The sequence below is a fragment of the Nocardiopsis sp. NPDC101807 genome, from assembly GCF_044766605.1.
Classification (GTDB): domain Bacteria; phylum Actinomycetota; class Actinomycetes; order Streptosporangiales; family Streptosporangiaceae; genus Nocardiopsis; species Nocardiopsis tropica.
In genome coordinates, this window is sequence record NZ_JBIWMK010000002.1 from 736,222 (window position 1) to 759,903 (window position 23,682).

13 protein-coding genes are annotated in these 23,682 nt (G+C 74.1%); 6 read left to right on the forward strand and 7 right to left on the reverse strand.

Annotated elements, in window-relative coordinates; all coding sequences use genetic code 11:
• Positions 1–158: 158 nt before the first annotated feature.
• The 3 genes from ACIRPH_RS08460 to ACIRPH_RS08470 all read left to right on the forward strand — a co-directional run bounded on the left by ACIRPH_RS08460 (position 159) and on the right by ACIRPH_RS08470 (position 3,429).
• A complete protein-coding gene (locus ACIRPH_RS08460; protein ID WP_402911035.1) occupies positions 159–779 on the forward strand; it encodes a transcriptional regulator in 621 nt (206 codons plus the stop codon).
• Positions 776–2,401, forward strand: coding sequence for a pyruvate, phosphate dikinase (locus tag ACIRPH_RS08465; protein WP_402911038.1), 1,626 nt, complete (start codon positions 776–778; stop codon positions 2,399–2,401). Before ACIRPH_RS08460 ends, ACIRPH_RS08465 begins: the two co-directional genes overlap by 4 nt.
• Before the next feature lie 155 nt (positions 2,402–2,556).
• Positions 2,557–3,429, forward strand: coding sequence for a phosphotransferase enzyme family protein (locus ACIRPH_RS08470; RefSeq protein WP_402911040.1), 873 nt, complete (start codon positions 2,557–2,559; stop codon positions 3,427–3,429).
• A 65-nt stretch (positions 3,430–3,494) separates the two neighbouring features.
• Here the strand turns inward: ACIRPH_RS08470 and ACIRPH_RS08475 are convergent, their stop codons facing one another.
• The 5 genes from ACIRPH_RS08475 to ACIRPH_RS08495 form a co-directional block, all read right to left on the reverse strand.
• Entirely contained in the window at positions 3,495–4,082 is a 588-nt protein-coding gene (locus ACIRPH_RS08475; protein WP_402911042.1) for a histidine phosphatase family protein, read from the reverse strand.
• 317 nt (positions 4,083–4,399) lie between these two features.
• The gene (locus ACIRPH_RS08480) at positions 4,400–5,395 is read right to left on the reverse strand and encodes a YihY/virulence factor BrkB family protein (RefSeq protein ID WP_402911044.1); all 996 of its coding nucleotides are present in this window, start codon (positions 5,393–5,395) and stop codon (positions 4,400–4,402) included.
• Between the two features lie 114 nt (positions 5,396–5,509).
• The gene (locus tag ACIRPH_RS08485) at positions 5,510–6,097 is read right to left on the reverse strand and encodes a DUF3618 domain-containing protein (protein WP_402911047.1); all 588 of its coding nucleotides are present in this window, start codon (positions 6,095–6,097) and stop codon (positions 5,510–5,512) included.
• Complete coding sequence (locus ACIRPH_RS08490; protein WP_402911050.1) at positions 6,073–6,513, reverse strand: phage holin family protein; 441 nt, start codon at positions 6,511–6,513, stop codon at positions 6,073–6,075. The genes ACIRPH_RS08485 and ACIRPH_RS08490 overlap by 25 nt, the downstream gene beginning before the upstream one ends.
• A 1-nt stretch (position 6,514) precedes the next feature.
• Positions 6,515–7,156 carry a hypothetical protein gene (locus tag ACIRPH_RS08495; protein WP_402911053.1) on the reverse strand — a complete coding sequence of 214 codons (642 nt, stop codon included), beginning with the start codon at positions 7,154–7,156 and terminating at the stop codon, positions 6,515–6,517.
• A gap of 716 nt (positions 7,157–7,872) precedes the next feature.
• Between ACIRPH_RS08495 and ACIRPH_RS08500 the strand changes: the two genes are divergently transcribed.
• Positions 7,873–8,106, forward strand: coding sequence for a peptidoglycan-binding protein (locus ACIRPH_RS08500; RefSeq protein ID WP_402911055.1), 234 nt, complete (start codon positions 7,873–7,875; stop codon positions 8,104–8,106).
• Between the two features lie 220 nt (positions 8,107–8,326).
• Here the strand turns inward: ACIRPH_RS08500 and ACIRPH_RS08505 are convergent, their stop codons facing one another.
• Both ACIRPH_RS08505 and ACIRPH_RS08510 read right to left on the reverse strand, forming a co-directional pair.
• Positions 8,327–8,986 carry a hypothetical protein gene (locus ACIRPH_RS08505; RefSeq protein ID WP_402911058.1) on the reverse strand — a complete coding sequence of 220 codons (660 nt, stop codon included), beginning with the start codon at positions 8,984–8,986 and terminating at the stop codon, positions 8,327–8,329.
• Positions 8,987–9,389: 403 nt separating this feature from the next.
• Positions 9,390–22,022, reverse strand: a complete 12,633-nt coding sequence (locus tag ACIRPH_RS08510) for a hypothetical protein (RefSeq protein WP_402911061.1) — start codon at positions 22,020–22,022, stop codon at positions 9,390–9,392.
• A gap of 357 nt (positions 22,023–22,379) precedes the next feature.
• On the opposite strand from ACIRPH_RS08510, the gene ACIRPH_RS08515 reads away from it, so the two are divergent.
• Both ACIRPH_RS08515 and ACIRPH_RS08520 read left to right on the forward strand, forming a co-directional pair.
• On the forward strand, positions 22,380–22,868 hold the full coding sequence (locus ACIRPH_RS08515; RefSeq protein ID WP_402911063.1) for a hypothetical protein: 489 nt from the start codon (positions 22,380–22,382) through the stop codon (positions 22,866–22,868).
• Between the two features lie 88 nt (positions 22,869–22,956).
• A complete protein-coding gene (locus tag ACIRPH_RS08520) occupies positions 22,957–23,529 on the forward strand; it encodes a suppressor of fused domain protein (protein WP_402911066.1) in 573 nt (190 codons plus the stop codon).
• The last annotated feature ends 153 nt before the right edge of the window (positions 23,530–23,682 follow it).

Sequence of the window (23,682 nt, forward strand, 5' to 3'; positions counted from 1 at the left end):
TTTGAGTATCCTGATGGCGACAGCATGAAGAAAGGGGTGGTGATGGTCCGACCGGATCGGGCCCGGCGGCGGGGGTCCACCCGCACGACCGCGGCCGAGGCGCGGCCCACGGGACACGGCCGGGCGACCGGCGGCGCACGGCGCCGGGGGGTCCGCGCATGAGCGGCCCCGCGCCGACCGGCGCCGACCTGCTGGTGCTGCACGCCCTGCGCTGCGGCGGCCACTCCGGACCCGCCCGCGTGGCCGAGGCCACGGGCCTGACCGCGTCCGAGGCCGAGTCCGAGCTGATCGACCTGGCGGTCGCCGGCCTGGTGACCCGCACGGCCGGCGGCTTCGGCGGGTGGGGCCTGACGGAGGCCGGCCGCGCGGCGGACGCCGAGCGGATCACCGGGGAGCTGGAGGCGGCCGGCGCCCGCACCGCCGTGACGGCGGCCTACGAGGACTTCCTCGTGCTCAACCCCGAACTGCTCGACCTCTGCACGGCCTGGCAGCTGCGGTCCGTCGACGGCGTCACGATCGTCAACGACCACGGCGACCCGGCCTACGACGCCCGCGTCCTGGCCGCGTTCGCCGGGCTGGACCGGCGGGCCGCCGCCGTCTGCGCCGACCTGGCCGCCGCGCTGCCCCGGTTCGGCCGCTACCGGACCCGCCTCGCGGGGGCCCTCGAACGCGCCGGGGCCGGCGCCCTGGAGCACGTCGCCGACACCACCGCGTCGTACCACACCGTGTGGGCCGAGCTCCACGAGGACCTGCTCGCCACCCTGGGGATCCCCCGATGAGGTGGGTGCGCCCCCTCTCGGCGGGGACCAGGGGGACGGCGCGGACACTGGGCGCCAAGGCGCACGGCCTCGTGCTCCTGCACCGCCTCGGCCTGCGGGTGCCCCCGGCGTTCGTCGTCACCACGCGGGCGTGCCGCGCCTTCCTGCGCGAGGGGCGCCTCCCCGAGGGCCTGGACGGGGAGCTCGCGGCCGCCGTGGGCGGTCTCCAGACCGCCACGGGGCGCCGCTTCGGCGGGCCGCGGCTGCCGTTGGCGGTGTCCGTGCGCTCCGGGGCCGGTGTGTCGATGCCCGGCATGATGGACACGGTCCTCAACCTCGGCCTCACGGAAGGGGCCGCCGCCGGGCTGGCCGCCGAGACGGGCGATCCACGGTTCGCGCTGGACTCGCGGCTGCGGTTCCTGTCCACCCTCGCCTCCGCGCTCACGGGCGCGGACGGCGGCGGCCCCGGCGGAGCCCCCGGGCAGGGGGACGCCGGCGGGGAGAGCGACCCCGCCGGTGCGATCGCGGCGCTCCAGGACCGCATCCGGCGGCGCCTGGGACGGCCGGTCCCCGACGAGGCGGCCGCGCAGCTGGAGCTGGCGGTCGGGGCCGTGTTCTCCTCCTGGGGGTCCCCGCGCGCACGCGCCTACCGCGACCTGCACGGCATCCCGCACGACCTGGGAACCGCCGTGGTCGTGCAGGCGATGGTGTTCGGCAACCGCGACGGGCTCAGCGGCAGCGGGGTCGCGTTCAGCCGCCATCCCGACACCGGTGCGAACGCCCCCTTCGGCGAGGTCCTGTTCGGCCGCCAGGGCGACGACGTCGTCTCCGGCAAGGCGGCGACCAGGCCCTTGCGCGAACTCGCCGACCGGCATCCGGCCGTGTGGGCGGGCCTGCTCGACGCCCTGGGCCGGATCGAGGGGCACTACCGGGACGCGTGCTACGTCGAGTTCACCTTCCAGTCCGGCGAACTGTGGCTGCTGCAGGTCCGGCCGGGCCGGTTCGTCGGGGCCGCAGCGGTGCGCGTGGCCGCCGAACTCGCCGACGAGGGCGTGATCGGGCGCCGCGAGGCGCTGCTCAGGGTCTCGCCGCACCACCTGCGGCACGTGCGCACGCCCCGGCTGGACCCGGCCGGGGAGGCCGACGTGCTGGCCCGGGGTGTGGGCGCCTGTCCCGGGATCGCCGTCGGCGGGGTGGCCACCACCTCCGAGGCGGCGGTGCGCATGGCCGCGGACGGACCGGTGGTCCTCGTGCGTCCGGAGACCTCCCCGCACGACATGCGCGGCCTGGCCGCCGCCGCGGGGATCGTCACCGCACACGGGGGGCCGGCCAGCCACGCCGCGGTCGTCGCGCGCGCGATGGGCAAGCCCGCCGTCGTGGGGGTCGCCGGCCTGTCCGTGGGAGCCGCCTCGGTGGAGGTCGGCGGGCGCACCCTCGCCGAGGGCGACTGCGTCACCGTCGACGGCACCGGCGGCGAGGTCGCCCTCGGGCGTCCCCGCGTCGTCGCGACCGCGGCCGACGAGCACCTCCACCGGCTGCTCGCGTGGGCGGACGACGTGTCGGGGGACCGCTCCGGACGCGACGAGGCCGGCCGCCTCGAAGCCGCCCATGCCGTGCTCGGGCGGGGGCGGCGCCGCGGCTGAGACCGTTCGCGCCCTCCGGCGGCCGGGCCGGCGACGGGACGGACCGCCGGGACCGCCGCACCGTCCGGACCCTGCGGCCGGGGACTTGGTAGGGTGCGCTGGTCGCACCGCGCGAAGAGGTGCGGCGCCGCTCGAGGGAGAGGGGCCAGGCGGGGATGCAGGCGTCGAAGGTCTCGCACGCGATGGCCGCGGCCGTGTCGGTCGCCTCGTCACTCGGCCTGGCCACGGACGACGCGATCGTCCTCCACGACTCGAACAAGCTCACCCTGCGGCTGCTGCCCTGTGACGTCCTGGCCCGGGTGGCGCCTGCGGCGGACCACGTCGCGCAGTTCGAGGTCGACCTCTCCCTGCGCCTCGTCGGGTCCGGGTGCCCCGTGGCGGCGCTCGACCCCCGGGTGGAGCCGCGTGTGTACGAGCGCGACGGCTTCGTGGTCACGCTCTGGACCTATTACGAGCCCGTGGCGCCCCGCGCGGTCCCGCCGGCCGACTACGCCGCCGCGCTCGGGCGGCTGCACGCCGGCATGCGCGGGCTCGACGTCCCGGCCCCGCACTTCACGGACCGGGTCGAAGAGGCCCGGCGGCTCGTGGCCGACCGCGACCGCACCCCGGCGCTGGCCGACGCCGACCGGGACCTGCTCGGCGACACTCTGCGGAGCCTGGGGCGGGTGGTGGGCGAGCGCGGCGGCGCCGTGCAGCTGCTGCACGGGGAGCCGCACCCGGGCAACCTGCTCGCCACGCGGAGCGGGCCGGTGTTCGTCGACCTGGAGACGTGCTGCCGCGGACCCGTCGTCTTCGACCTCGCCCATGCGCCCGAAGAGGTCGGCGAGCACTACCCGGGCGTCGACCGCGAGCTGTTGCGCCGCTGCCGGATCCTCGTGCTGGCGATGGTCACGGCGTGGCGCTGGGACCGGGACGACCGGTTACCGGACGGGCGCGTGCTGGGCGAGGAGTGGCTCGGCCGGATCCGGGAGGCACGCGGCCACGACGGTCCTGACTCCCGTGGCCGGGAGCGGCCCCCTGGGTCGTAGCCGGTCGGCCGCCGGCGCCGGGATCCGCCGTGGTCCCGGCCCCGCACGCCGTCGGCGGGCCGCGGTCAGGGCCGCACGCCGGGCCCGAACCCCGTCCAGCGCAGTTCGGGCGGGAGGTGGCCCATGTCGTTGTACGTCAGCACCGTGGACCCCGCGCCGTCGCGGTACTCGATCACGGTGAGCGCCGTGTTCGCGCAGTTCAGCCCGAGCCAGCGCGCGGGCGGCGCGTCGAGGGCGTGCCTCACCAGCCAGGCCGCCGGGTAGGCGTGGGTGACCAGGACCTCGTGGGTCACGGTGTCGGCGGGACGGGCGAACCTGCGGACGAGGGCGTCCGCGAGCTCCCTGCCCGAGGCGGCCTCCGCGGCGCCGTACCCGTCGAAGAACCCCGCCCACCCGGGGGGCGGCTCGTCCGGCACGTACGGGACGTGGTCGACCAGTTCAGCCGCCTCCCGCACGGCGGCCCCGCCCAGGCGCCCGCCGATGATCCGGGCGGAGCGCTCCGCGCGGGCGAGGGGCGAGTGCCACACGGCGTCGACCGGCAGGGGGGACAGGCGCTCCCCGAGCAGTTCCGACTGCCGCCGCCCGGCGTCGGTCAGCTCCCCGAAGGGGTCCGCCTCGCCGTGCCGCACCACGTACAAGTGCCGAGTCGCCATCGTCGGACCGTGCTCCCCACCGTCGCGTGTCGGGGGTACGACGGCTCCTCACGGCCCCGGGGCGCCGCGTCGGGCGGAGCTCCGGCACCCCGACTTCCCGTACTCACAACATTCAGATGATATTAACATCTGAATGAGGATGGACGGGAGCCCGGAAGGAGCCTTCCCCCGGGTCCCGCCGGAACGGGCCCCCGGCACGGCGAGGCGGGCGGACGAGCCGCCCCGGACCCGGGCCGCGCACGCGCGCCCGCCGCGCTCGTAGGACCGGGTCTCGCCACTCCGCCGCCGGCGGGGTCGCACACGCGCGCCCGCCGCGCTCACGCGCGGCGTCCGGACTTCTTCCCGCCCTTGGCCTTGGGCCGGTCCCGCATCTCCACGTAGGGCTCCTCGCCCGGGGGCTGCCCCGCCTCCTCCGCCCGGCCGCGCTCGATCTCGGCGTTGAACTCCTCGCCCAGCAGGATCGCGATGTTGCTGATCCAGAGCCACACGAGGAAGATCACCACGGCCGCCATGCTCCCGTAGGTCTTGCTGTAGGAGGCGAAGTTGGCGACGTAGAAGGCGAACGCCAGCGAGGCGAGCAGCCAGATCACCACCGCGAGCAGGCTCCCCGGGCTGACCCAGCGGAAGCCGCGCCTGGCGTTGGGCGAGGCCCAGTACAGCAGGGCGATCATGAAGGCCACGACGACCAGCAGCACCGGCCATTTCGCGATGCCCCAGACCGTCACGGCCGTGGGGCCCAGGCCGAGCAGCTGTCCGATGCGTTCGGCGATCCCGCCCGAGACCGCGACGGCGAGCACGGTGAGGGTCATCAGGACCACGAGCAGCAGGGTGACGCCGACGCGGATGGGCAGCGTCTTCCAGATGGGGCGCCCCTCCGGGACGTCGTAGACGATGTTGGAGGCCCGCATGAAGGCGGCGATGTAGCCCGAGGCCGACCACAGGGCGACGGCCAGGCTGACGACGCCGACCAGGCCGGCGACGCCGGCGCTGCCCTGGAGGTTCTCGATGGAGGTCGTCACCAGGCCGGAGACGTCCTGGGGCAGGACGGCCGAGGCGTTCTCGGTCAGCGTCCGCGTGGCTCCCGGCCCCGCGAGGCCGAGCAGGGACACCAGCACCAGCAGCGCCGGGAAGAGCGACAGGATCGCGTAGTAGGTCAGTCCGGCGGCCAGGTCGGTCACGTTGTCCGCGCTGAACTCGCGGAACGTCCTTCTCAGGGAGCCCCACCACGAGGACTTCGACATGCGGGTCGGCGCCGAGGCCTCTCCTTGCGGGGGGTGTCCGCCGCCGGGGTTCTCGTCGCTCTGACGGGCCATCGGCCACTTCCTTCCTCTCCCGCTCCGGCGGGTCCGCCGGAGCCGAGGCCGTACCCTCCCGGCCCGCCACCGGGGCCGACCGGGTGGGAGCGCGGCGAGGGCACGGCCCGCGGCCTAGGAACCGCGGATCTCCTCCGAGGCGCTCCTGGCCTCGTGCTGGGCCTGCTCACCGGTGGCGTGCGCCTTCTCCGAGGCGCTCTCCTTCAGGTGCTCCCCGGCGCCGCGGGCCGACTCGGCGGCCTGTTCCTTGACCCGGTCCACGGACTCGGAGACGGCCTGCTGGACCGGCTCGATCATCCCGCCCGCACGGTCCTGGACCTGCTGGGCCGCCTGCCGCTCCGCCCTGCTCTCGGACAGGAGGGAGGCGGCCAGCAGTCCGGCGCCGAAGGCGATCAGGCCCGCGGCGAGCGGGTTGCCCTGTGTCTGCCGGAGGGCCTGCTGGGGAGCCGACCTGACCGCGCCGGCCATCTGGTCGGCGTTCTGCCGGATCGAGCCCCCGGAGGGGTCCCCGCCGGATCCCGGGGACGGCATCGACCCCATGACGCGCTCCTTCATGTCGTGGGCCCTGCGGCGCATCCGGTGGGTGCGCCGGTCGATCGCGTTCTTCGGGTTGGCGCGGCTCACCAGACGGTCCGTGTCCTCGGTCAGCTCCGCGCGCGTCCGCTCGATGTCCTGCCTTATCCGGTCGGATGTTTCGCCCATCGGGCATCCTCCTTCAACGTCTCGATGGTGCGGTCGGGCCGGGGCGAGACCTCGCGCATCCGGCTGCGCCCCATGAGGAACATGACCGCGCCCGCGATCGCCCACAGCACCGCCACCACCAGGGCCGACCAGCCCAGGCCGATGAGTTCGGCGAGGCCGAACACGGCCGCGAGGCTGAGCAGCACCACCGTCATGTAGCCCGCGAAGCCCGCTCCGCTCAGGAGCCCGGCGGCCTTGCCCGCCTTGGCGGCCTCCTCGCGGAGCTCGGCCTTGGCCAGGGCGAGCTCCTGGCGGAACAGCGTCTGGAGGTCGGTGGTCACCTCGCCGACGAGTTCGGCCAGGGATCTGTCGTCCTGGACCGGCTCCGGCCGGATCCGGTCCCGTGTGCTCGGTGAGGGCCTGGGAACCGTCGCCATGTCAGCCTCCCCCGCTTCCGCTTCCCCGGTCCGGCCCCTCCGAGGCCGCCGCCGGCGGCGGGACCGCCTCGCCCGCCACCGGGGCCCCCTGCCGCGGCAGTGAGGTCCCCCCGCGTCCTTCGACCGCGGGCGTCCCCCGCCCGGAGGCGTCGCCTCCGCCGGGTCCCCCCTGGTCGGAGACCGAGGAGGACACCTTGAGGACGCGACCGAGCGCGAACCCGGCCACGGCGGCCCCCACGAGGAACGCCACCGGCCTGCGCCGGGCGAAGTCGCGGGCCTCGTCCAGCAGGCCGTCGACGCCCCGCTCGTCCAGGAAGTCCGCGGCGCCGCGGCCGCCCTCGGCGACCTGTCGGACCACGTCCCCCACGGGCGACCCGTCGTCCCCGTGCTCGGCCATGGACCCCAGCTCCTGCGACCACTGCCGCAGGTTGCCCGAGGCCTTCCGGGTCTGGCTGTCGGCCTCCTCCCGGAGGCGGTCCTGCACGTCGCCGACGACGTGCCCCGTCTCCGAGCGGGCCTCTCCGGCGAGGGAACGCGCCTGCTCCTTCGCGGTGGACGCGACCTCGCCCGCCGCCGCGCGAGCCGTGTCGGCCTTCTGGCCGCCACCGCTGTCGGGCCCGCCGGACCCATCCTGCGGGTGCATCACCACAACCTCCTCGGATCGGCTGGTCATGCGTTGGGACGCGCGTACCCCGCACTCGTGCCGGTACGCACGGGAAGGCCGCGAGTGTGCATTCCTGGACGTTCCTTGCCGTGTTCTTTCCCGCGGGGATGCGGGCCGGTGGCGGGGGGCCGACCCCGAGCAGACCCGGCCCGCCCGGGAGGAGGGTCCGGGGAGGCGCTCCCCCGACCGGCGGTCCCGGTCCCGGGAGCGGGGGCTTTCGCCGGGCGCCCGCCCGGTGCTCCGCGGGCGTCGGACCGACCGGCGCCGGGCCACCCGGTGCGCACCACCGGGTGGCCCGCTTGTGCGCCGTTTCGCCGCGCGGGGTAGTAATACGCCAGGTCACCGCCCCCGGAGCGAGGTGGCCCCCACCCCTCTCCCTCCCTTGGAGGCCCCCATGGCCCACGGACCCGCGCGCGGACGGAGGCTCCGCGCGAGGGGTCGGACACGGCCGCGGCGACCCGGGCCGCGCCGCGGCCCGCCCGCACGGCCCGACGCCACGGACGGCCCCGGGGCCGTGTACGCCCCGGCACCGGCCACGGCACCGCCCCGGCAGGTCCCGTCCTCCCGGCGCCGGGAGGACGGGCGCCCCGCACCGCCCGCCTCCTGCCCGCGGACACCGGCCGCGACCGGACCGCGGACGGCGGCGACACCACACCGCGGGCCCCACGGGCCCGCACACACGGACGGAGAGCGACATGGTCGGACTCGAGCTGAACGACACCGGTGAGCGCGTGAAGTACCTCCAGGAACTGCTCACCTTCGCCGGGTTCCCTCCCGGCGCCATCGACGGCGTCTACGGCGCCAGGACCGCCGACGCGGTCCTCGCCTGCAGGAGGAGCGAGGGGTCCAACGCGACCTCCGGGAACTCGATCACCGGCGCCGCGGCCAAGCAGATCATGACCGCGTTCGTGAGGAGGGTGCCCCGGTAGTGCGCAGCGGTCCCGCAGGCCGGGGCGGGGGTCGGCAGGACGTCCGGCCCCCGTCCCACGGGAGCCGCCGCCCCTCCCCCGTGTCGAGGCCACCGGGGAGCGGCGCGGCGGCTTCCACCCACGGGCGTCCCCGTCCGTCCCGGGCGGACGGGGGCGCCTCCCGCGTGCCCGCGCGCGGGCCCGTTCCGGCTCCCGCGGCCCCGCCCCCGGTCGGGCCCGGTCAGTAGCGGCGGTACACGGCGAGGAAGACCGCCACGTGGCCGACCCGCAGGGCCGCGGCGGCCGACAGGAGCCACCAGGGCAGCGGGGACGGGGGGCCGGTCGGGAGGGAGCCCGAGGGGACGGGGTCTAGGCGGCCGTGCGGGTCGTAGGTGATCTCCGCAGGCTCCCCCTCCGAACCGGCGCTGTGGCCCAGGGTCATCTCCGCGGGTCCGCCCGGCGGGCAGTCCAGGGTGTGGTCGTACACGGTGCGGGTGCTGGTCGAGGTGGTGCCGTCCGCGTGGTGGGTGGTGGTCGTGATCGTGCGGGGCTCCACGGTGAGAAGTTCACAGGTCGCCTCGACCCCCCGGTCGAGCAGGACCTCCTCGGTGATCCGGTCCGCGATCGCGGAGGCGCTCCCGAGCAGCAGGAAGCTGACCGCGCCCGCGAAGAAGAACTCCGGCATCCAGTCGAAGCGCATGTAGAGCATCAGCGAGAAGAAACCGCCGCAGAGCCCGGCAAGACCGAGGGCGATGCTCAGGAGGTCGCCCGGCCACCCCCGGCCGTGGGCGTCCAGCCACGCGCTCGCGCAGAACACGGCCAGGACGAGGAAGGGGATCGCGGCGGCGACGAGGAGGTCGAGGGCTCCGATGAGCCAGGTGGGGAGGGGGCGAGCGTGCACGGGGACCGTCCGGGGGGTCGGGGACGCTGTAGGTCCTTCCCCCCGGCGGGCCGCTCCAAGAGCCGCCGGCCGGGGCGGACCCGCACGCGGGCCCGGGGACCGGGCGTGCTCCGGGGAGAATTCCGCCGTGCGCTTCTCGGAGCCGGGGACGGGGCGCCGTCCGCCGGTCGCGGGGTCGCGGGCCAGGCGTGCGGGGGCCTGCGCTCCTCGCGGGCGCTGTTCCCGGCCCGGTCGGGTTCGCGGACGATGACGCGGTTGCCCGGGGCGTCGTGGACGGTCTCGCACGGGAGCCGGCCCTGTGCGTCCCACCGGCGCCGGGGCCCACCGGTCCGCGGGGATGGCGGGTGATGCCCTGGGCGACCGGATCGGGGCCGTCCGCGACGCCGTCGACGAAGATCCGGCCCTAGGCCGGCGTGTCGGGGTGGCCGTACAGGGACATACCGCCGTCGCCGTCGTGCGGGTTCGGGTCCGGGTGCGCAACCGGGCCGGTATCCGCGTCCCGCTGATCCGGGGTCCGGCCGTCGCGGGTGTCGCGTCGACCCCTGCCGTCTCCGTGCGAGGAGCGGCCGCCGTCCCCGCTCGAGCCCCCGACCTCCCCTTCGGGGCCGCGCCCGGCGCCGGAGCCGCCCCTGCCGTCGAACCGGTCGCCCCCGCCGCCGGACCGGCCGCCGTCCCCGTGGCTGTCGCCGCCCCGGTCGCCGCCGGAGCGGTCACCGCTGCCGTCTGACCCGTCCTCGTCCCGGCTTCCGTCCTCGCCGTCGTCCTCGGGTCCGTTCCCGTCCCCGGGAACGTCCCCGGCGTCCTCCTCGATGTCCCTCTCGTTACCGTCCTCGTTCTCGGACGCGTCCTGGTCCTCGTCGTGGGGCTGCCGCCGTGCCGGGACGGGCCCGGACTCCCCGGGGCCGGTCTCGGGGTCCGCCGCCTCCAGGCCCCGGCCGTCGTCGAGGACCGGGGCGGGCTCCGCGGTCGTCCCCTCCCCGGAGGGGGTGCGCCCGTCGTCCTGCGCGGAGTCGCCGTCCCCGCTGTCCACGGAACCGTTCAGCTCCTGCTCGAAGAACGCGAACAGGTCGGACACCGGGGCCGAGGTCAGGGGCTCCTGTTCGACAGGGGGCGGCGCCGCCCCCGGCGGGGGGACGACCGTCTGCTGCTGGGGCAGGGCGGGGAAACCCTCGCCGCCCGGGGTCCCGGAGTCGGAGCGGAACGGGGCGCCGGGGGTTTCCCCGGGTTCCGGCCGGGCCGGTTGCGCGGTCGCCCGGTCCGGCGATCGTCCGTCGGCTCCCGGATCCGTCCCGGTCGGGGCGGGAGGGCGCCGGTCCTCCCCTGCGGGTTCGGGCCCTGCCGGGGGGACGGGCCGGCTCCCGGGGGCACCGGGGCTCTGGGCCCGGTCGGGGGGGCTCTGCGCCGCACGGCCGCCGAACGGGTCGGCGCCGTGCCGAAGGGGCCCGCTCCCGCTCGGCCCGGTCGTCGCGGGCAGCGACCACCGGGCGCGCCACTCCTGCCGCAGGCGGTCCCCCTCCTCCGGCGTCCGCGCCCTGTGCTTCCAGTTGGCCCTCCAGTCGTGCATGGCCCGGAGCCGGTTGTCCCACTCGCTCCGGTCCGGGTCCGTGGAGGGGGCGGGCCGTTCACGGGGCTGCGGCCGACGGGGAGCGGGCCGCTCCCCGGAACCGCGGTCGGTCCGGTCGGGGGGGTCCTGCCGACCGTGGTCCCCCGTCAGGCCGGTGTCGACCGGGGACGGCCGGTCGCCCTCGGAAGGGGCCGGGGTCGACGAGCGCAGCCGCTCCAGTCGCAGCCGCATGTCCCTGAGTGCGTCGGGGTCCGGCGTGGACGCCTCCGAGAGGGTGTCCTGGTCCGCCGGGAGGTCTGTGTCGTGGTCGGGCCCGGTCCCCGTGTGGAGGGGGAGGCGCTGCCCGTCGAAGGTGAACACCGCGTCCAGGGCCGCCGCGGCCGACTCCTCCTCGGAGGAGGTGGGCTGCGGCCGCCGCTCAGGGCTCTCGACGGACGGGTCCGGCTCCCGCGGGGCGCCCGGGTCCGTGGAGGGCCCGGGCGGGCCATCGGCCTCCGGCGGCCGGAAGGGGTGCCGCTCTGTGGGGGCTCCGGGCCAGGAGGTGTCGTGGGGACCGCCCAGGTCCAGTTCGTACCGGGCCCCGTCGGGGAGAGGCGGGCCCACCGCCAGCGCCCGCTCCCCGTGCGACCGCACCAGGCGGGTGCGCTCCTCCCTGCCGAGCCCTGCCGCCTCCTCCGGGAAGTTCCTGTCGAACCAGCGGACGTGCGGCGCCTCCTCCTCGTCACCGGCGTCGTCCAGGTTCTCCGAACCGTCCCTCCCGCGCCCGCCCGTGCCCTTCGGGGCGGAGGCAGGGGGCAGCAGCGGTGCGGTGTCGTCCTCCTCGTGGACCTGGGCCCGGTAGCTCTCCGGAACCAGGGCGTCCCCGTCCTCGGACTCGTGGTCGAAGGACCGGCCGGAGTCCTCCCCCGTCCCCGTGAGGGTGATGCCGAAGGCCTCGCCCAGCCTGTCGCGCAGCGCCCGACCGCTGTCGGCCTCCGTGGGCGGCGCACCGTCCTGTCCGGTCTCCGTGCCGCCGTCCCCGCCCGTCGGTTCGGTGGAGGGACCTCCGTCGGCCGGACGCTCGGGGGCCTTGCCCTTGTCGTCGCCCTCGTCGGAGGACGTGCCCCCGGTGAGCGGCGGCTGCACGGCGGGGGTGTCGGTGAATCCCCGGCGCAGGGCGCGCAGAGCGTCGGCCCACTCCCGCAGCGCCGTGTTGAAGGCGTCCAGGCTCTTGTCGTGGGCGTCCTGGAGCTTGTCGTACTCCTCCCGCGCCCTGCGCGCGTCCTCGGTCCTCTGACCACCGGGCTCGGACAGGGTCCGGCCCGCCCCCTCGGCCCGCTCCGGACCGGACGGCGCCCCGTCGGTCGCGCCGTCCCGGCCCGCGCCCTCCCCCCGGGCGCCGTCCAGTGCGTTCCGGGTGCCGACGACCTTCGCGGCGGCCCTGTCCAGCGGCTCGCGCGCGTCGAGGTAGTCCTTCTCCGCCGTGGCCAGGGTCTCCTGGGTCTCGGCGATCCGGTCCATCAGCGGCTTGAGGTGGTCGACCCCGTCGGGGGCGATGATGCCGAGCTTGACCGCGTCGCCGTGGGAGATCCAGGTCCGGACCTTGGTGTTCACCTCACCGCGCTGCCATCGTGCGGGCTTCTCCCGGGGGGAGGTGTGCCGGGGCTCCCTGCCGAGCCCGCGGCGCACCCGGTCGACGGCGGCCCGGCCCGTGTCCGCGCTCTTGTGGCCGATGCTCTTCGCCGCCCGCTTGTACCAGGCGCCGCGCAGCTCCGTCTTGGCACCCACGCCCCACGTGGTGTCGAACTCCACGAGATAGCCGGGGCCGGTGCGGGTGCGGGTCGTCGTGGAGGGGTCCTTGGCCTTGGTGTCCTGGGAGGCGGCGCCGCCCGCGGACGTGCTGTCCCCCGCACCGGCGGCGCCGAAGAGGCCGCCCCGGGGCGGCTGGTCGGTTCCGCCGACCCGCCCGGCGGGCATGTTGTCCAGGTTCGCGGCCAGGGAGTCCGAGGTGCTCTGGGAGGAGGTGACCGTCTGTTCCGACTCCGACGAGTCGCTCAGGCGCACGTCGGGGTTGTAGTCGATGATCTTCCCGGACCTCAGGTCGGGCAGCGCCCGGACGGCCAGCCGCGTCCGGCCCATCCTGATCATCTCGACGCCGCCGGGGTCGAGGGCCTGGAGGAAGAGCGACTTGAGGGAGAGCGGGTTGAGGCTGTGGTCGATGGCGTCGTTGCGAACGTTCAGCCCGATCTTGTCCGCGACGAGCGCGCGGGCCTCCTTGACTGCCTCGGGGGTGTAGCGCCCGTCGACGACGGCGTCGGGCGGCGGTGTCCAGCCGAGCGACCTGGCCACCACGACGTGGGCGGTGTCGCGGGGGTCCTGGCCGTCGGGGACGATGGCGGTGGGCATGACCACGGCGTCCCGGATGTCGCGGCCGCCGACCGGGCTCCTGCCCGACGTCCAGTCCCGCATCATCTGCTCGAGGGACGCGTGGGTGTCCGAGGAGGGGTTCTCCGGGGCCGGTGGAGGCGGGGTGCGGTCGGCGCTCCGGCCTTCGGTGCGGGTGGTCGCGGTGTCGTCGGGGGTGCTCCGGGGCGGGGTCTGCGGAGCGGCGCCGGTGCGGTCGGCACCGCCGCCGTCCTGGGTGCTCCGGGGGTCGGCGGCCGTGTCCCGGGAGAGCGGGGCCCGGTCGCCGGGCGGGGCGGGGCGGTCGTCGCCGGAGGTGTCCGTGGAGCCGTCCACCCCGTCCCCGGCGCGGGGCAGGTCGATGGAGAAGGCCGGGTAGAGGGCCTTGACCGTGCCCGCGTCGCCCTCGCCCCGGAAGCTGCGCCGTTCGTCCTTCTCCAGGCCCTCCCAGGCCAGGGTGGTGGAGAAGCCCTGCTTCTCGGGGATCTCCAGGTCGATGGTGAGTCGGCTGTCCATGGACATCTTGGCGTAGGGGAGGTCCATCGACACCTGCACGGTCCGCTTGTCCGAGTCCTTGACGGCGACGCCCTCGTTGTGGGCCCTGGCCCCGGACTGGTCGCCGAACACGCCCATCATCGTCGGGCGGCTCGCCGGTCCCGGTTCCCCGCTCGACGGCTGGCCGCCTTCGGCATGGGGCAGCGGCGGCATGACCGCCTCCTGGACACCCGCGCCGGCGTTGCCGGCGCGCTCCTGCTGCCCCTTGTTGCCGGTCTCCAGGGTCTGCTGCTGTTTGAAGAGGGTCTTGCCGCCGATGTAGTCGACCTGCGGGTTGCCCGTGTCGAGCTTGAGGTTCACGACGGCGTCGAAGGCGACGGGTGTGGTCGACGTGGTGTTGCCCTTGAAGACGGAGTGGCCGACGGGCTTGATCCGCACCGCGAGCGGGGGCCCGGAATTGGGGCGCAGGCCCCGGTAGGAGGTCAGCGCGTCCAGGATGTCGGACCGGGACTTCCCGGTCAGTTCCCAGCCCGACGCGGCGAGATCGTCGGCGAGGTCCTTGAGGGCCCGGTCCGCGGAGGGGGGCCGCATGAACTTCCCGGAGTCCTCCGCGCCCGGACGCACCCGTGCCTGCCCGGGGCGCTCCGGCTCGGGCTGGGGGGCCCTCGACAGGGTGCCGTCGGCCTCCTCCACGACCCTGTCCTCCACCAGGCCCGACTGCTGGGCGTCGCGGACGTGGAGCAGCCCCCGGGTGAGGTCGTCGAGGTGGGCCTGCCAGCCGCGATAGCGCGGGGAGTGGGGGACGGGGGGTCCGTGGCGCAGGTTCCTGGAGAACTCGACGGCCTGCTTGACCAGCCCCGAGGCGTGGAACTTGTACGACTTGTCGATCCCGGGACTGAACCCGATCGTCTCCGAGAACTTCTGCGAGGGCTTGTCGCTGACGGTCCAGTCGAAGATGCTCTTGCTCAGCGCGGGGCCGAGGTGCACCTGCGGGTCGGAGGCGGAGTTGGGCGCCTCGGAGTGCCGGGCGCCGCCGGCGGTCGGCTCCGCCGGGTTGGGGTTGTACCGGCCTCCGCCCGCACCCTGGACGGTCAGGTCCTTCTTCGTCGAGGTGTTCGTGGACACCTCGTAGCTGGTCTTGTCCTCCCAGCTCAGCGCGGCGTCGGACTGTTCGAGGCGGGTGATCGCCCCGAGCTCGTACCTGGTCGCCGACGTGATGCGCGCGTTGTGACCGGATCGCAGGTCACCGGTCAGTTCGGTGTTCGCCCGCAGGCCGGAGGAACTGTACGTCTGCGGGTTGTTGCGGACGTTGTCCTCGGAGAGGACGTGCTCCATGTACTGCCTGTTGCCCTCGGACCGGGTCAGGTAGGAGCGCAGCTTCTTCAGGTCGCGTTCGAGGCGCAGCTCTTCCAGAGAGCGCTTGAACCGCTGGAAGTCCGACTGCCTGCCGGGCCCGTTCGTGTCCCAGGGAGCACGGTTGGGGAAGTTCCCGTAGTACGCCTCGACCAGGCTGTTGACCTGGCCGTCCTCGGTCGTGAACGTGGTGGCGGTGTACTCGAACGTGGCCCCTGTGTCCAGGAGGGTGTCCGCCTGCCGCTGCTCCTTCGTCCGCTGGTCGGTGGTGCCGGTGCTGTCCTGGACGGCGCCGTCGGTCTGAACGGTCGGCCGGGCGGTGGTGCCCTCGCCGGTGTCCCCGGTCCGAGTCGTGGGCCGGGTCGTGGCGTCGGTCCGGGTGGTCGTGTTCGGCTGCGGGGTCGTTCGCCGATCGGCGTCGGCCCGGTCGGTGGGAGCCCGGCCTCTGTCGGTGCCGTCCGGCTCGGTGTGGAAGCGGTTCGCGAACCGCTTCGTCGCGCGCACCAGTCCTCCCGGGCGCTGCCGGACGTTTCCGGGGGCCGCCGTCGTGAAGCCCCGGAGCATGTTCTCGGCGTCCTCCGACGACATCGGTGTGATCACGACGACCTCGGGGCTGCCGGGCTCCCGGCTCCTGCCGGCCCCGGCCTGGTCCGCCTGCGGCGCGCCGCTCCGGGAGGGGGTGTCCGCAGGACGTCCTCCCTCGTCCGCGGCGTCGCCCGTCTCCGTGCGGAACGGTCTCATGAACCGGTCCCGCCGCCGGTCGGACCGCTCCGGCCGTTCGCCGGGGGGCTCCGGATCCGCCGTGGTCCGGTCCTGGGGGGCGTCCTTCTGCCGGCCGGACGGGTCCTGGCCGGCCCGGGCGGCGTCGGAGGGCGTCTTGGGGGTCTCCCCGGTGAAGAGCGTCTCGACGGGGTCGAACAGCGCGATCCCGCGTTCGGACACCGGTTTGGTCTTCGCGTCGGGCTTGGCCATGCCGATGTCGTCGTGCTCGTACAGCCGGGCCGAGATCATCGCCGTCGCGGTCCAGGTGTCGACGGTGTCCTCGGGGTAGCTGACACCGTGCTCGCTCTGGACCTTGGTGCTCAGGTTCCGCGAGCCCGACGTCGTCTTGCTCAACGTGGTGGAGGCGGAGGCCCTGCCCGACCGGGGCGCGTACCCGTTCGCGTCCGCCGCTCCGCTCTCGCGGGCGTAGGCGCCGGACGTGCCCTTCGCCGTACTGCGGTCCTGGGTTCCGGTGCCGCTGCTGTAGGAGGAGGCGCCACCGTACTTGAAGGAGAGCTCCTTCTTTCCGACCTTGCTCTCCTCAGCGCCCTTGTTCTCCTGGCCGTCCTTGTTCTCCTCAGCGCCCCTGTTCTCCTGGCCGTCCTTGCTCTTCTCACCGCCCCTGCTCTCCTGGCCGTCCTTCCCGCCTCCGCTGTGGCGCACGTCCGAGAAGTCGGCTCGGATACGCAGGGTGATGGTCGGGGCGTGCAGAAGGTAGGTGCCCGTCGACTTGCCCGAGGAGGCGCCGGTTCTCGCGGTCTCGCTCAGGGTCACGGAGATCCCGTTGTCCCTCAGGGAGTCGAGCCCGCCGAGGAACCCGGCGTCGGAGATCGCCTTCTCGATCTTGGCGGTGTTGGATTCGGCGGTCCTCCGGTCGCGGCTGAGCAGCCTCTGGCTGCGCAGAACCTCCGAGAAACTGCGCGACCCCTCGCCCGGCGGGCGGTTGAAGTTCTTGGAGTCACTGGTGATGTCGGGCATGACCAGTCCGGGCCGGTGCTTGGCGATGCCGGTCAGCACCTGGTGGAGGATCTGGTCGTAGACCGTGCGCTGCGGATCCTTGCCCTGGCCGTGGTACAGGTCGTTCGTGGGCCAGGTGAAGTCCTTCGGCACGATCTCGCGCGGCAGGGCGGTGCGGTCCTCTCCCGTCCGCTCGCGCCGGGAGTCCTGTGCGTCCGGGGCCGACGTGCCGGTCGGCTCGGCTCCGGCGTCGTCGGTCCGGGTGTCCGGGCCGGGGGCGGTCTCGGGGGTGCTCCGGTCCCGGGAGGCGTCGGTCTCCGCGTCGTGGTCGTCGGTGGTCCTGTCCTGGCCGTTGGCGCCCCCCTCTCCCTTGGGGGCCGGGGGCGTCCGGCCGCTGATGGCCCACGCGTCCGCGTCGGTGAGGATCTCCAGGCTGGTGCCCGTGAGCCTGTGCGGCTCCGGATCCCCCTGGAAGTGCACGTAGTAGTTGCGCGTGACCTCGTAGACGCCCGAACCGGCCCTGTCCGTGGAGGTGCGTTTGACCGAGCCGGAGTTACCGGTTCCGCTCTCCTCCGTCGAGCGGTGCCTCTGCCCTCCCTCGCCGGACACGATGTCGAACCGGACGCCGTGGTTCGTCCCGGGAAAACCGACGTCGAGGCCGACTCCCGCTCCCCCGGTGCCACCCGTGATCTTGTGCTTCTGCAACGAGTGGGAGGTCTCGTGCTCGGATTTGCCGGAGCGGTTCTGTCCGCCCTCGGGGAGGCTCGACGGCTTGGCGACGTAGGAGATCGGGACCGACCTGATCTTCACACGACGTTGTTCGCCATCGGGGGTGGTCAGGGTGATGGAGTGTGCCTTCCGCGTCGACTTGGGCAACACCTCCAGCATCACTTCGTCGGAGAACTTCTTCTTCGTCTGGTTCTGGACGTGCTCCAGGAGCTGTTGTCGTCGTTCCTTGCCGACGGCGGGAAGCAGGTGGCGAGCGGCGCGCTTGAACCTCCCCGGGCCGGCGCCGGAGGGCGCCACCTTGTCGGCCACCCAGTCGGCCAGGGAGGGAACGTCCTGGGTCTCCTCCCCGTTCTTCCCCGCCCGTTCCCGGAAGCCACCGAGGCTGATGGGCTGTCCGTTGGCCACGTTCGGGTGAGGAGTCCTGGCAGGAGAGGTGCCGTCCTTCCCGGCGGGACCGCCGCTCAGGGGGTCGGACAGGGTGATCGTCGCGGGGCCCTTGTGCGGGGTGACCTTGCCGGGCAGGATCAGCGCGAGCCCGTTGGACGAGTGCGTCCGCCGCTGGACCCGGGGGTTCGCGGCGGTGGCGTCCTCCTCCTTCGGCGGGGCGGGCGTTCGCTCCCGGCCCGAGGCGTCCCGGACCCCGGGAGACCGGTCCGTCGACGGCGCCGTCCCGTCCCGCAAGGCGGTGTCCGACGTCGGGGAGGACGTCGGCGGCGGTGAGGTCCGCTCCAGGACGAAGTCCATCCCCAGGTCCGCGGCATAGACCTCCGGGGTGCCCGTGGCCTCGTAGGCCGTGGCCGACTCGAAGGTGACGGTCGTGCCGGCCGCGGTCTGTCGCTGGCGCGTGGAGCTCGTGAAGCTGAAGATCGCCCGAGGGCCGACGTCACCGACCCCGGTTGCGCCGAGCATCAACGGCGAGAGGGTGAAGCCGAGGTTGAAGGCCTTGTTGCCGCCGTGTCCGCCGCTGCCCTCGAAGGCGGCGCTGCCACCCACCTCGGCGGCCATCTTGGCCTGGGGGGTCTTCGTGCCCGGGACGGCCTCCGAGGACGCGTGGTAGAAGTTGCCCTCCGGCAGGGTCAGCTTCACCCGGGCCGTCCAGACGGAGCCGTCGTCCCCCTTCACCTCCGTGGAGTATCCGTCGGGTGTGAAGAAGGTGGACATGTTCTTGTCCTGCTGGGCGGAGATCCGGTCACGGACCTCGTCGCGCACGCCGTCGGGGGCCGTCACATCGTCGTTCCCGAGCGTGCCGTCCACGAACGCGTCGAGGTGCTGGGCGTGGACCATGCTGGCGTTCACCAGGGACGAGTTCAGGAGGTACCCGATGTCGTGGGGGGTGTTCCGGTCCGCGACCACCGTCCCGGCGTAGTCGGGATCCGGTTCGGGGGTCGGCCCGGTCTCCGGAGCCCGGTCCCGGGACGTCGCCGTGGCGTCGGTGCCGCCGTGCTCCGCGGGGGCCTGCTCCCGATCCGCGTCGCGCTCGCGTGAGGGGGCTTCCCCGCTGCTGTCCTCGGTCGGGGACTTCGCGGTGACCTCGGGGGCGGGGACGTTCTCCGTCTTCGCGGCGTTCGGGGGGTCGTGGTGTTCCTGGGGGTCGGGGTCCGGAGCGCTGTCGGTGCTCTTCTCCCCGTCCTGCTGCTTGCCGTCCTCGCCGTCGACGGAGGGCTCCTCCGGCGTGGGCTCGTCGTCCGCCCGTTTCTCGTCCCCGCCCTCCTCACCGTCCTTCTTGTCATCCTTGTCGTCCTTGCGGTCGGATGCGTCGTCGTTCTGGTCCCGGGGGTGGTGTTCCTGGTCGTCGCGCTTGTCCTCGCCGTCGCCGGAGCGGTCCTCGGCCTGTTCACCGGCCGGGACCCCGCCCTCTTCGGCCTGGTCCTCGTCGCTGTCCTGGGGGCGGTCGTCGTCGCGGGGGGTGGCCTCGTCCCGCTGGTCGGACTCTTCGCCGTCGCGGTCGGAGGGGGTGCGGTCGGTGTCGTGCGTGTGCCGGGGCGGTCCGCTCTCGGTGGTGGTGTCGGTGTCCTGGCGGCCGTCGCTCTCGGTGGCCGGGGACGGGGGCAGCGGGACCTCGGCCGGGGAGGTCGGGTGTTCGGGGTCGGGCGCGGTGTCCGGGTTCGCCCGTTGGTCGTCCGTCGAGGGAGCTGGGGCGTCCAGCCCGGTCGGGTCGCCGGTGGTCGTGGTCTGCGGAGCGGGCGGGGCGCTCTCGGTGGTGGCCTGGGGGGTGTCGTTGAAGGCCGAGCGCTGCGGTGACGGGCCCGGGGTGCGGATGTCGTTGGCGCGCTGGGACGGACGTCCGCCGTTGTCCCGTTCGGCGGGTGTGGGGCGCTGGTTGTTGTCGGTGGTCGTGTTCTGCGGTGCGGTCGTGGGGGGAGGGGCTGCCTGGCCGATCGGGGGCGCCACGGCGACGGGCGCGGGTGTGTGCTGTTCCGGTTCGGGAGCGGAGCGGTCGGCCGGGTTCGTGCCGTTGCCGGTGTCGGGTGTGTTCCCGGGGGGCGCGGTCTGCTCGGCGCCGGGCGGCGGGGTGGCCGTTGTCGGGTTGTCGGGGACGATGGCGTTGAGGAAGTTGACGGTCAGGGGGCCGTCGTTCATCCCGGGGTGGAAGAGGTCGTCGCCCAGGCCGGGGAAGGCGGTGTCCGTGAAGCCGGGGTGTTTGGCCTCGGTGGTCCCGAAGGCGTCCTTGCCGGTGTCGGGGGTCTTGAAGGGGTCGGGGTAGGGGGTGCGCACGTCCTCGTCCTGGTGGACGCGCACGGTGTCGTTGTTGGGCTGGTCGCGGTCGCCGGGGTCGCCGAACTCGGAGCCGTCGTCGCCGAACACGGAGTCGGAGTCGGTGTCGCTGACCAGGTCGGGGACGTCGTCGATGTCGGACAGGTCGTCGCGGTCGTAGGAGGAGGCGGTGGCCGCAGGGCCCTCCCGGTCGGGTCGCCCGTCCTGCCCCCGGCCCTCCCCGTCCCCGCGTCCGGCTCCGCGGTCCGGCCCGCCCGGATCGCCGCCCTGCCCGCCGGGATCGCCCTCCCATCGCTCGGATCCGCTCTGGGCAGGGGGACGCCCGTTCTCGCTGCCCGCGACTTCCGGCCCGGTCCCGGTCGGGGACTCGCTCTGGGTCCGGGGCGGGACGGTGGAGGTGTCGAGGTCGGGTCTGTCCCTGTCCTTGAACAGTTCGGTGCCGTGCAGGATGCCGTCGGTGGCGCCCTGCTGGATACCGGCCTGGGTGGCGCCGGCGGTGGCGGAGTAGCCGGAGGCTTCCCAGCCGCGTCCGTCGGCCATGCTGCCCAGGCCCTCGCCGAGGTAGCCCTCCAGGGCGCCGGTGCCGATGCTCCCGCCGACCTGCTGGGTGTAGGCGCCGGTGGTGGAGAAGTACTCGCCCAGGGGTTTGTTCAGGTTGACGGGGACGTCGGCGAGGTGGTCGCGCATGTGCGGGGGCAGGCGGTCGCCGATGGTGTCGCGCAGGTGTCGGCCCAGGTCGGGGTCGTTCCAGTGGCGGGCCAGGGTGGTGGCGTAGTCGCGGCCCAGATCGCGCGCTGCGCTCTCGCCCAGGTGGTCGCCGAAGTTGCGGGCGAACACCTCGGCGAAGTCGTTGCGTGCGGCGGCGGCCTTGGTCGCGTTGTCGAAGGCTCCGGCACCGACGGGGCTGGCGGGGTTGTAGGGGGTGAGGAACTCGTCGTTGTGGCGGCCGAACACCTCGGCCAGGTCCTTGTTCAACGACGGGGACGCGGGCGGGGTGTCCTTGGGCGCGGGGACGGACCCCGGGGTGTCCTTGGGCGCGGGTGTGGGTGCGGGGTCGTCCTTGACCGGTGCTGTTGGCGGGTCGTCCTTGACCGGCCCGGCGGGCGGGTCGTCCTTGGGGCGGGTGGGGGGACCGTCGGGACCGCCGCCACCTCCGGGTGGCGGGGTGTCGGTGTCGCGGTTGAGCGGCGGGGGGTCGTCCCGCACCGGCCCCGCAGGAGGGCCGTCGGGGGGACCTGAGGGCGGTCCGGGTGGGGGCCCGTCGGGGGTCTCACGGACCGGGGGGCCGGTGGGGGGCCCTGCCGGGGGCGGTCCGTCGGGGCCGGTTTTGATCAGCGGGGGCGGGTCGGGCAGGTCGTTGAGGTGTTTGAGGCCGTTGGTGAACAGGTCGGACAGGTGTTTGCTGAACAGTCCGTCCATGCCGGCGGAGAAGACCGCGGAGAGCGCGCCCTCGATGACGGCGCCCTTGTGGGCGCTCTCGGTCAGGGCGTTGTCGCGGTGGTGGCGGGTCCCGCGTCCGATTTGGATGCGCTGGATGATGCTGTCCATGCTGGCGAAGATCTGGCTGATGATCTGGTGGCCGGGCACGGTGATGAGCAGCCAGGTCAGGATGCGGCGCATGGCCAGGCTGCGGATGGCCTTGAAGACCGGGATCCATTTGAGGGAGGCGCCGAAGGTGAACTTGGCCATGGCGATGGCCCAGGCGATCTCGGCCAGGAGCTGGACGAACTGGCCGATGACCATCATGTGCATGTACTCGACGTTGGCGCGGGCCTTGAAGAGTTCGGCGGACATGACGTTGGAGTTGTCGCGGGCCGAGCCGACGTAGTTGTTCTCACCCCGGGTGAACTGGTCCAGGGAGCGTTCGTAGCGGTCGGCGGTGTTGCCGTCGAAGTGGCGGCGGGCGTGTTTGCGGCTGAGGTCGAACAGGTCTTCCAGGACGGCCAGGCGTTGGTCCAGGGCGGTGTAGATCTCCGAGGCGCGGCCGAGGTTGGCGATGCCGGCTTTGGGGACCTGGATGCCGGTGAGGACCTCGATCGCTTTGCGTGAGGAGTCGGACATGGTGTGGTCCAACGGCATACACGACTCCTCCTTCTACCCCTTGATGCCACTGTGCAGCCACGCAACCAGTGGAACTGGACGTTAACGGCGATAGAAAACGGACTTGTTAACAGATGAATGCACCGATGTGATGTTTGGTTCGCTTATGCCTCGTTTTTGCCCTTCAGTGTGAACACGCCGTGGCAGCGCGGGCCCGGGGCACGGGGCCGCCTTCCGCACCGCCCGTGGCGCGGACCCCGGATCGGGCCGCGTGGAACCCCGGCCTAGGGTTTCCGGCAGAGGAGGCCAGCGGCACGCCTGTGCCGTTTCCGGCCCCCGGCGGTGCCCACCGCGACGTCGGGGGCATCGCACTCGACCGAGAGAGGCGGACCACTGGTGCGGAACACGGTACGGATGACCCCGGGGCGGAGAAGGGCCCTGTGGGCGCTGCGGTGGCTGATCGCGCTCGTGGTCCACTGTGCGGTCCTGGTCGCCTTGCTGATGGCGTTCACGGCGGCCTTCCCCCATCTGCACTACGGGACCATGATGCTGACCACGGCCGCCGGGGTCGTCTACGCGCCCGTGCAGCTCCTGGGTCTGGTCATCCCCCTCTGCGCGGCGGGAGGCCGCCTGGCCGACACGCACGGCGGCGGCCGGGTGGGGTGGTCGCTGCTTCTGGCCGTGGTGCCGCTGCTCATCGCGGCCGTGCTCCTGGGACTCCTCGCGTCCCCGGGATGGGCGGCGTACACCATGTACTTCGTCACCGGGCTGCTGCTGAGCACGACGGCCGTCTACTCGGCACTGCCGAGGCACCCCGGACGGAGCGTGCACCAGAGCGGGTCCGGGACGGTCTCCCCCGCGCCGGAGGGCGCCGGGAAGCCGTAGTCTGGCCGCTCGGAACATCCACGTATCGGGCGATCCGGGGCCGCAGGGCCCCGGGGGCCTAAGGCACGACGACGGAGGGTCGGTTTCCTTGGCGACCGGGGAGGACGCGCGGATCCGCGCGCTGGAGAAGCACGTCCGGGAGTTCTGGCAGGGATACGCGGTGGAGGACGCCACCTGGGCGGAGGCGCCCCTCCTCGACCGGGTCCCGGGCTTCGCCACCTACCGGGTGGCGCCCAGGGGCGAAGGCGAGGGCTGGGTCTACGTGACGGTGGGCTCGTCCGTCCACGGGGCCGGGAACGGCGCCGAGTTCTTCCTCATGGCTCCGACCGAGGACCCGGCCCACGCCGAGACCCTGGCCGTGGTCGGCCACCTGCACTCCTTCGAGGAGTACCGGCTCGGCGTCGGCTCGGTGATCGACGTCGGCGGCCCGTGGGCGGAGGGCTCACGCATGGACCACCTGCTGGTGAGCCCGCCCTACCCCTACGGGCCGGCGCTGGAGCACGCGCCCGAGGAGGCGGGGAGCGCGCGGTTCCTGTGGCTGCTGCCGATCCACCGGAGCGAGGCCGCCCTGATCACGGGCGATTCCCTGGCGGCCTTCGAGGAACTCCTGGAGGCGGAGGGCGTCAACGTCCTGGACGCCGACCGGGCGCCCCTCGTCTGAGCCGCGCCTCTTCCCGTCCTGACGGGACCGGGCGCACGGCCCGCCCCGGCGTCGGCGCGGATCGGCGAACGGCATCGGGCCGGGATCGCCATCATTGCCTAAAGCAATGATGCGACTGCGGTTCGTGGTCGCGGGGTGGGGGATGGGGTGGGT

What these genes read in the sequence shown, in the direction of transcription:
- ACIRPH_RS08510 (WP_402911061.1), bottom strand. Translation starts at nt 22,022, where the DNA reads ATGCCGTTGGACCACACCATGTCCGACTCCTCACGCAAAGCGATCGAG.
- ACIRPH_RS08465 (WP_402911038.1), top strand. Translation starts at nt 776, where the DNA reads ATGAGGTGGGTGCGCCCCCTCTCGGCGGGGACCAGGGGGACGGCGCGG.
- ACIRPH_RS08500 (WP_402911055.1), top strand. Translation starts at nt 7,873, where the DNA reads ATGGTCGGACTCGAGCTGAACGACACCGGTGAGCGCGTGAAGTACCTC.
- ACIRPH_RS08475 (WP_402911042.1), bottom strand. Translation starts at nt 4,082, where the DNA reads ATGGCGACTCGGCACTTGTACGTGGTGCGGCACGGCGAGGCGGACCCC.
- ACIRPH_RS08485 (WP_402911047.1), bottom strand. Translation starts at nt 6,097, where the DNA reads ATGGGCGAAACATCCGACCGGATAAGGCAGGACATCGAGCGGACGCGC.
- ACIRPH_RS08460 (WP_402911035.1), top strand. Translation starts at nt 159, where the DNA reads ATGAGCGGCCCCGCGCCGACCGGCGCCGACCTGCTGGTGCTGCACGCC.
- ACIRPH_RS08495 (WP_402911053.1), bottom strand. Translation starts at nt 7,156, where the DNA reads ATGCACCCGCAGGATGGGTCCGGCGGGCCCGACAGCGGTGGCGGCCAG.
- ACIRPH_RS08480 (WP_402911044.1), bottom strand. Translation starts at nt 5,395, where the DNA reads ATGGCCCGTCAGAGCGACGAGAACCCCGGCGGCGGACACCCCCCGCAA.
- ACIRPH_RS08470 (WP_402911040.1), top strand. Translation starts at nt 2,557, where the DNA reads ATGCAGGCGTCGAAGGTCTCGCACGCGATGGCCGCGGCCGTGTCGGTC.
- ACIRPH_RS08490 (WP_402911050.1), bottom strand. Translation starts at nt 6,513, where the DNA reads ATGGCGACGGTTCCCAGGCCCTCACCGAGCACACGGGACCGGATCCGG.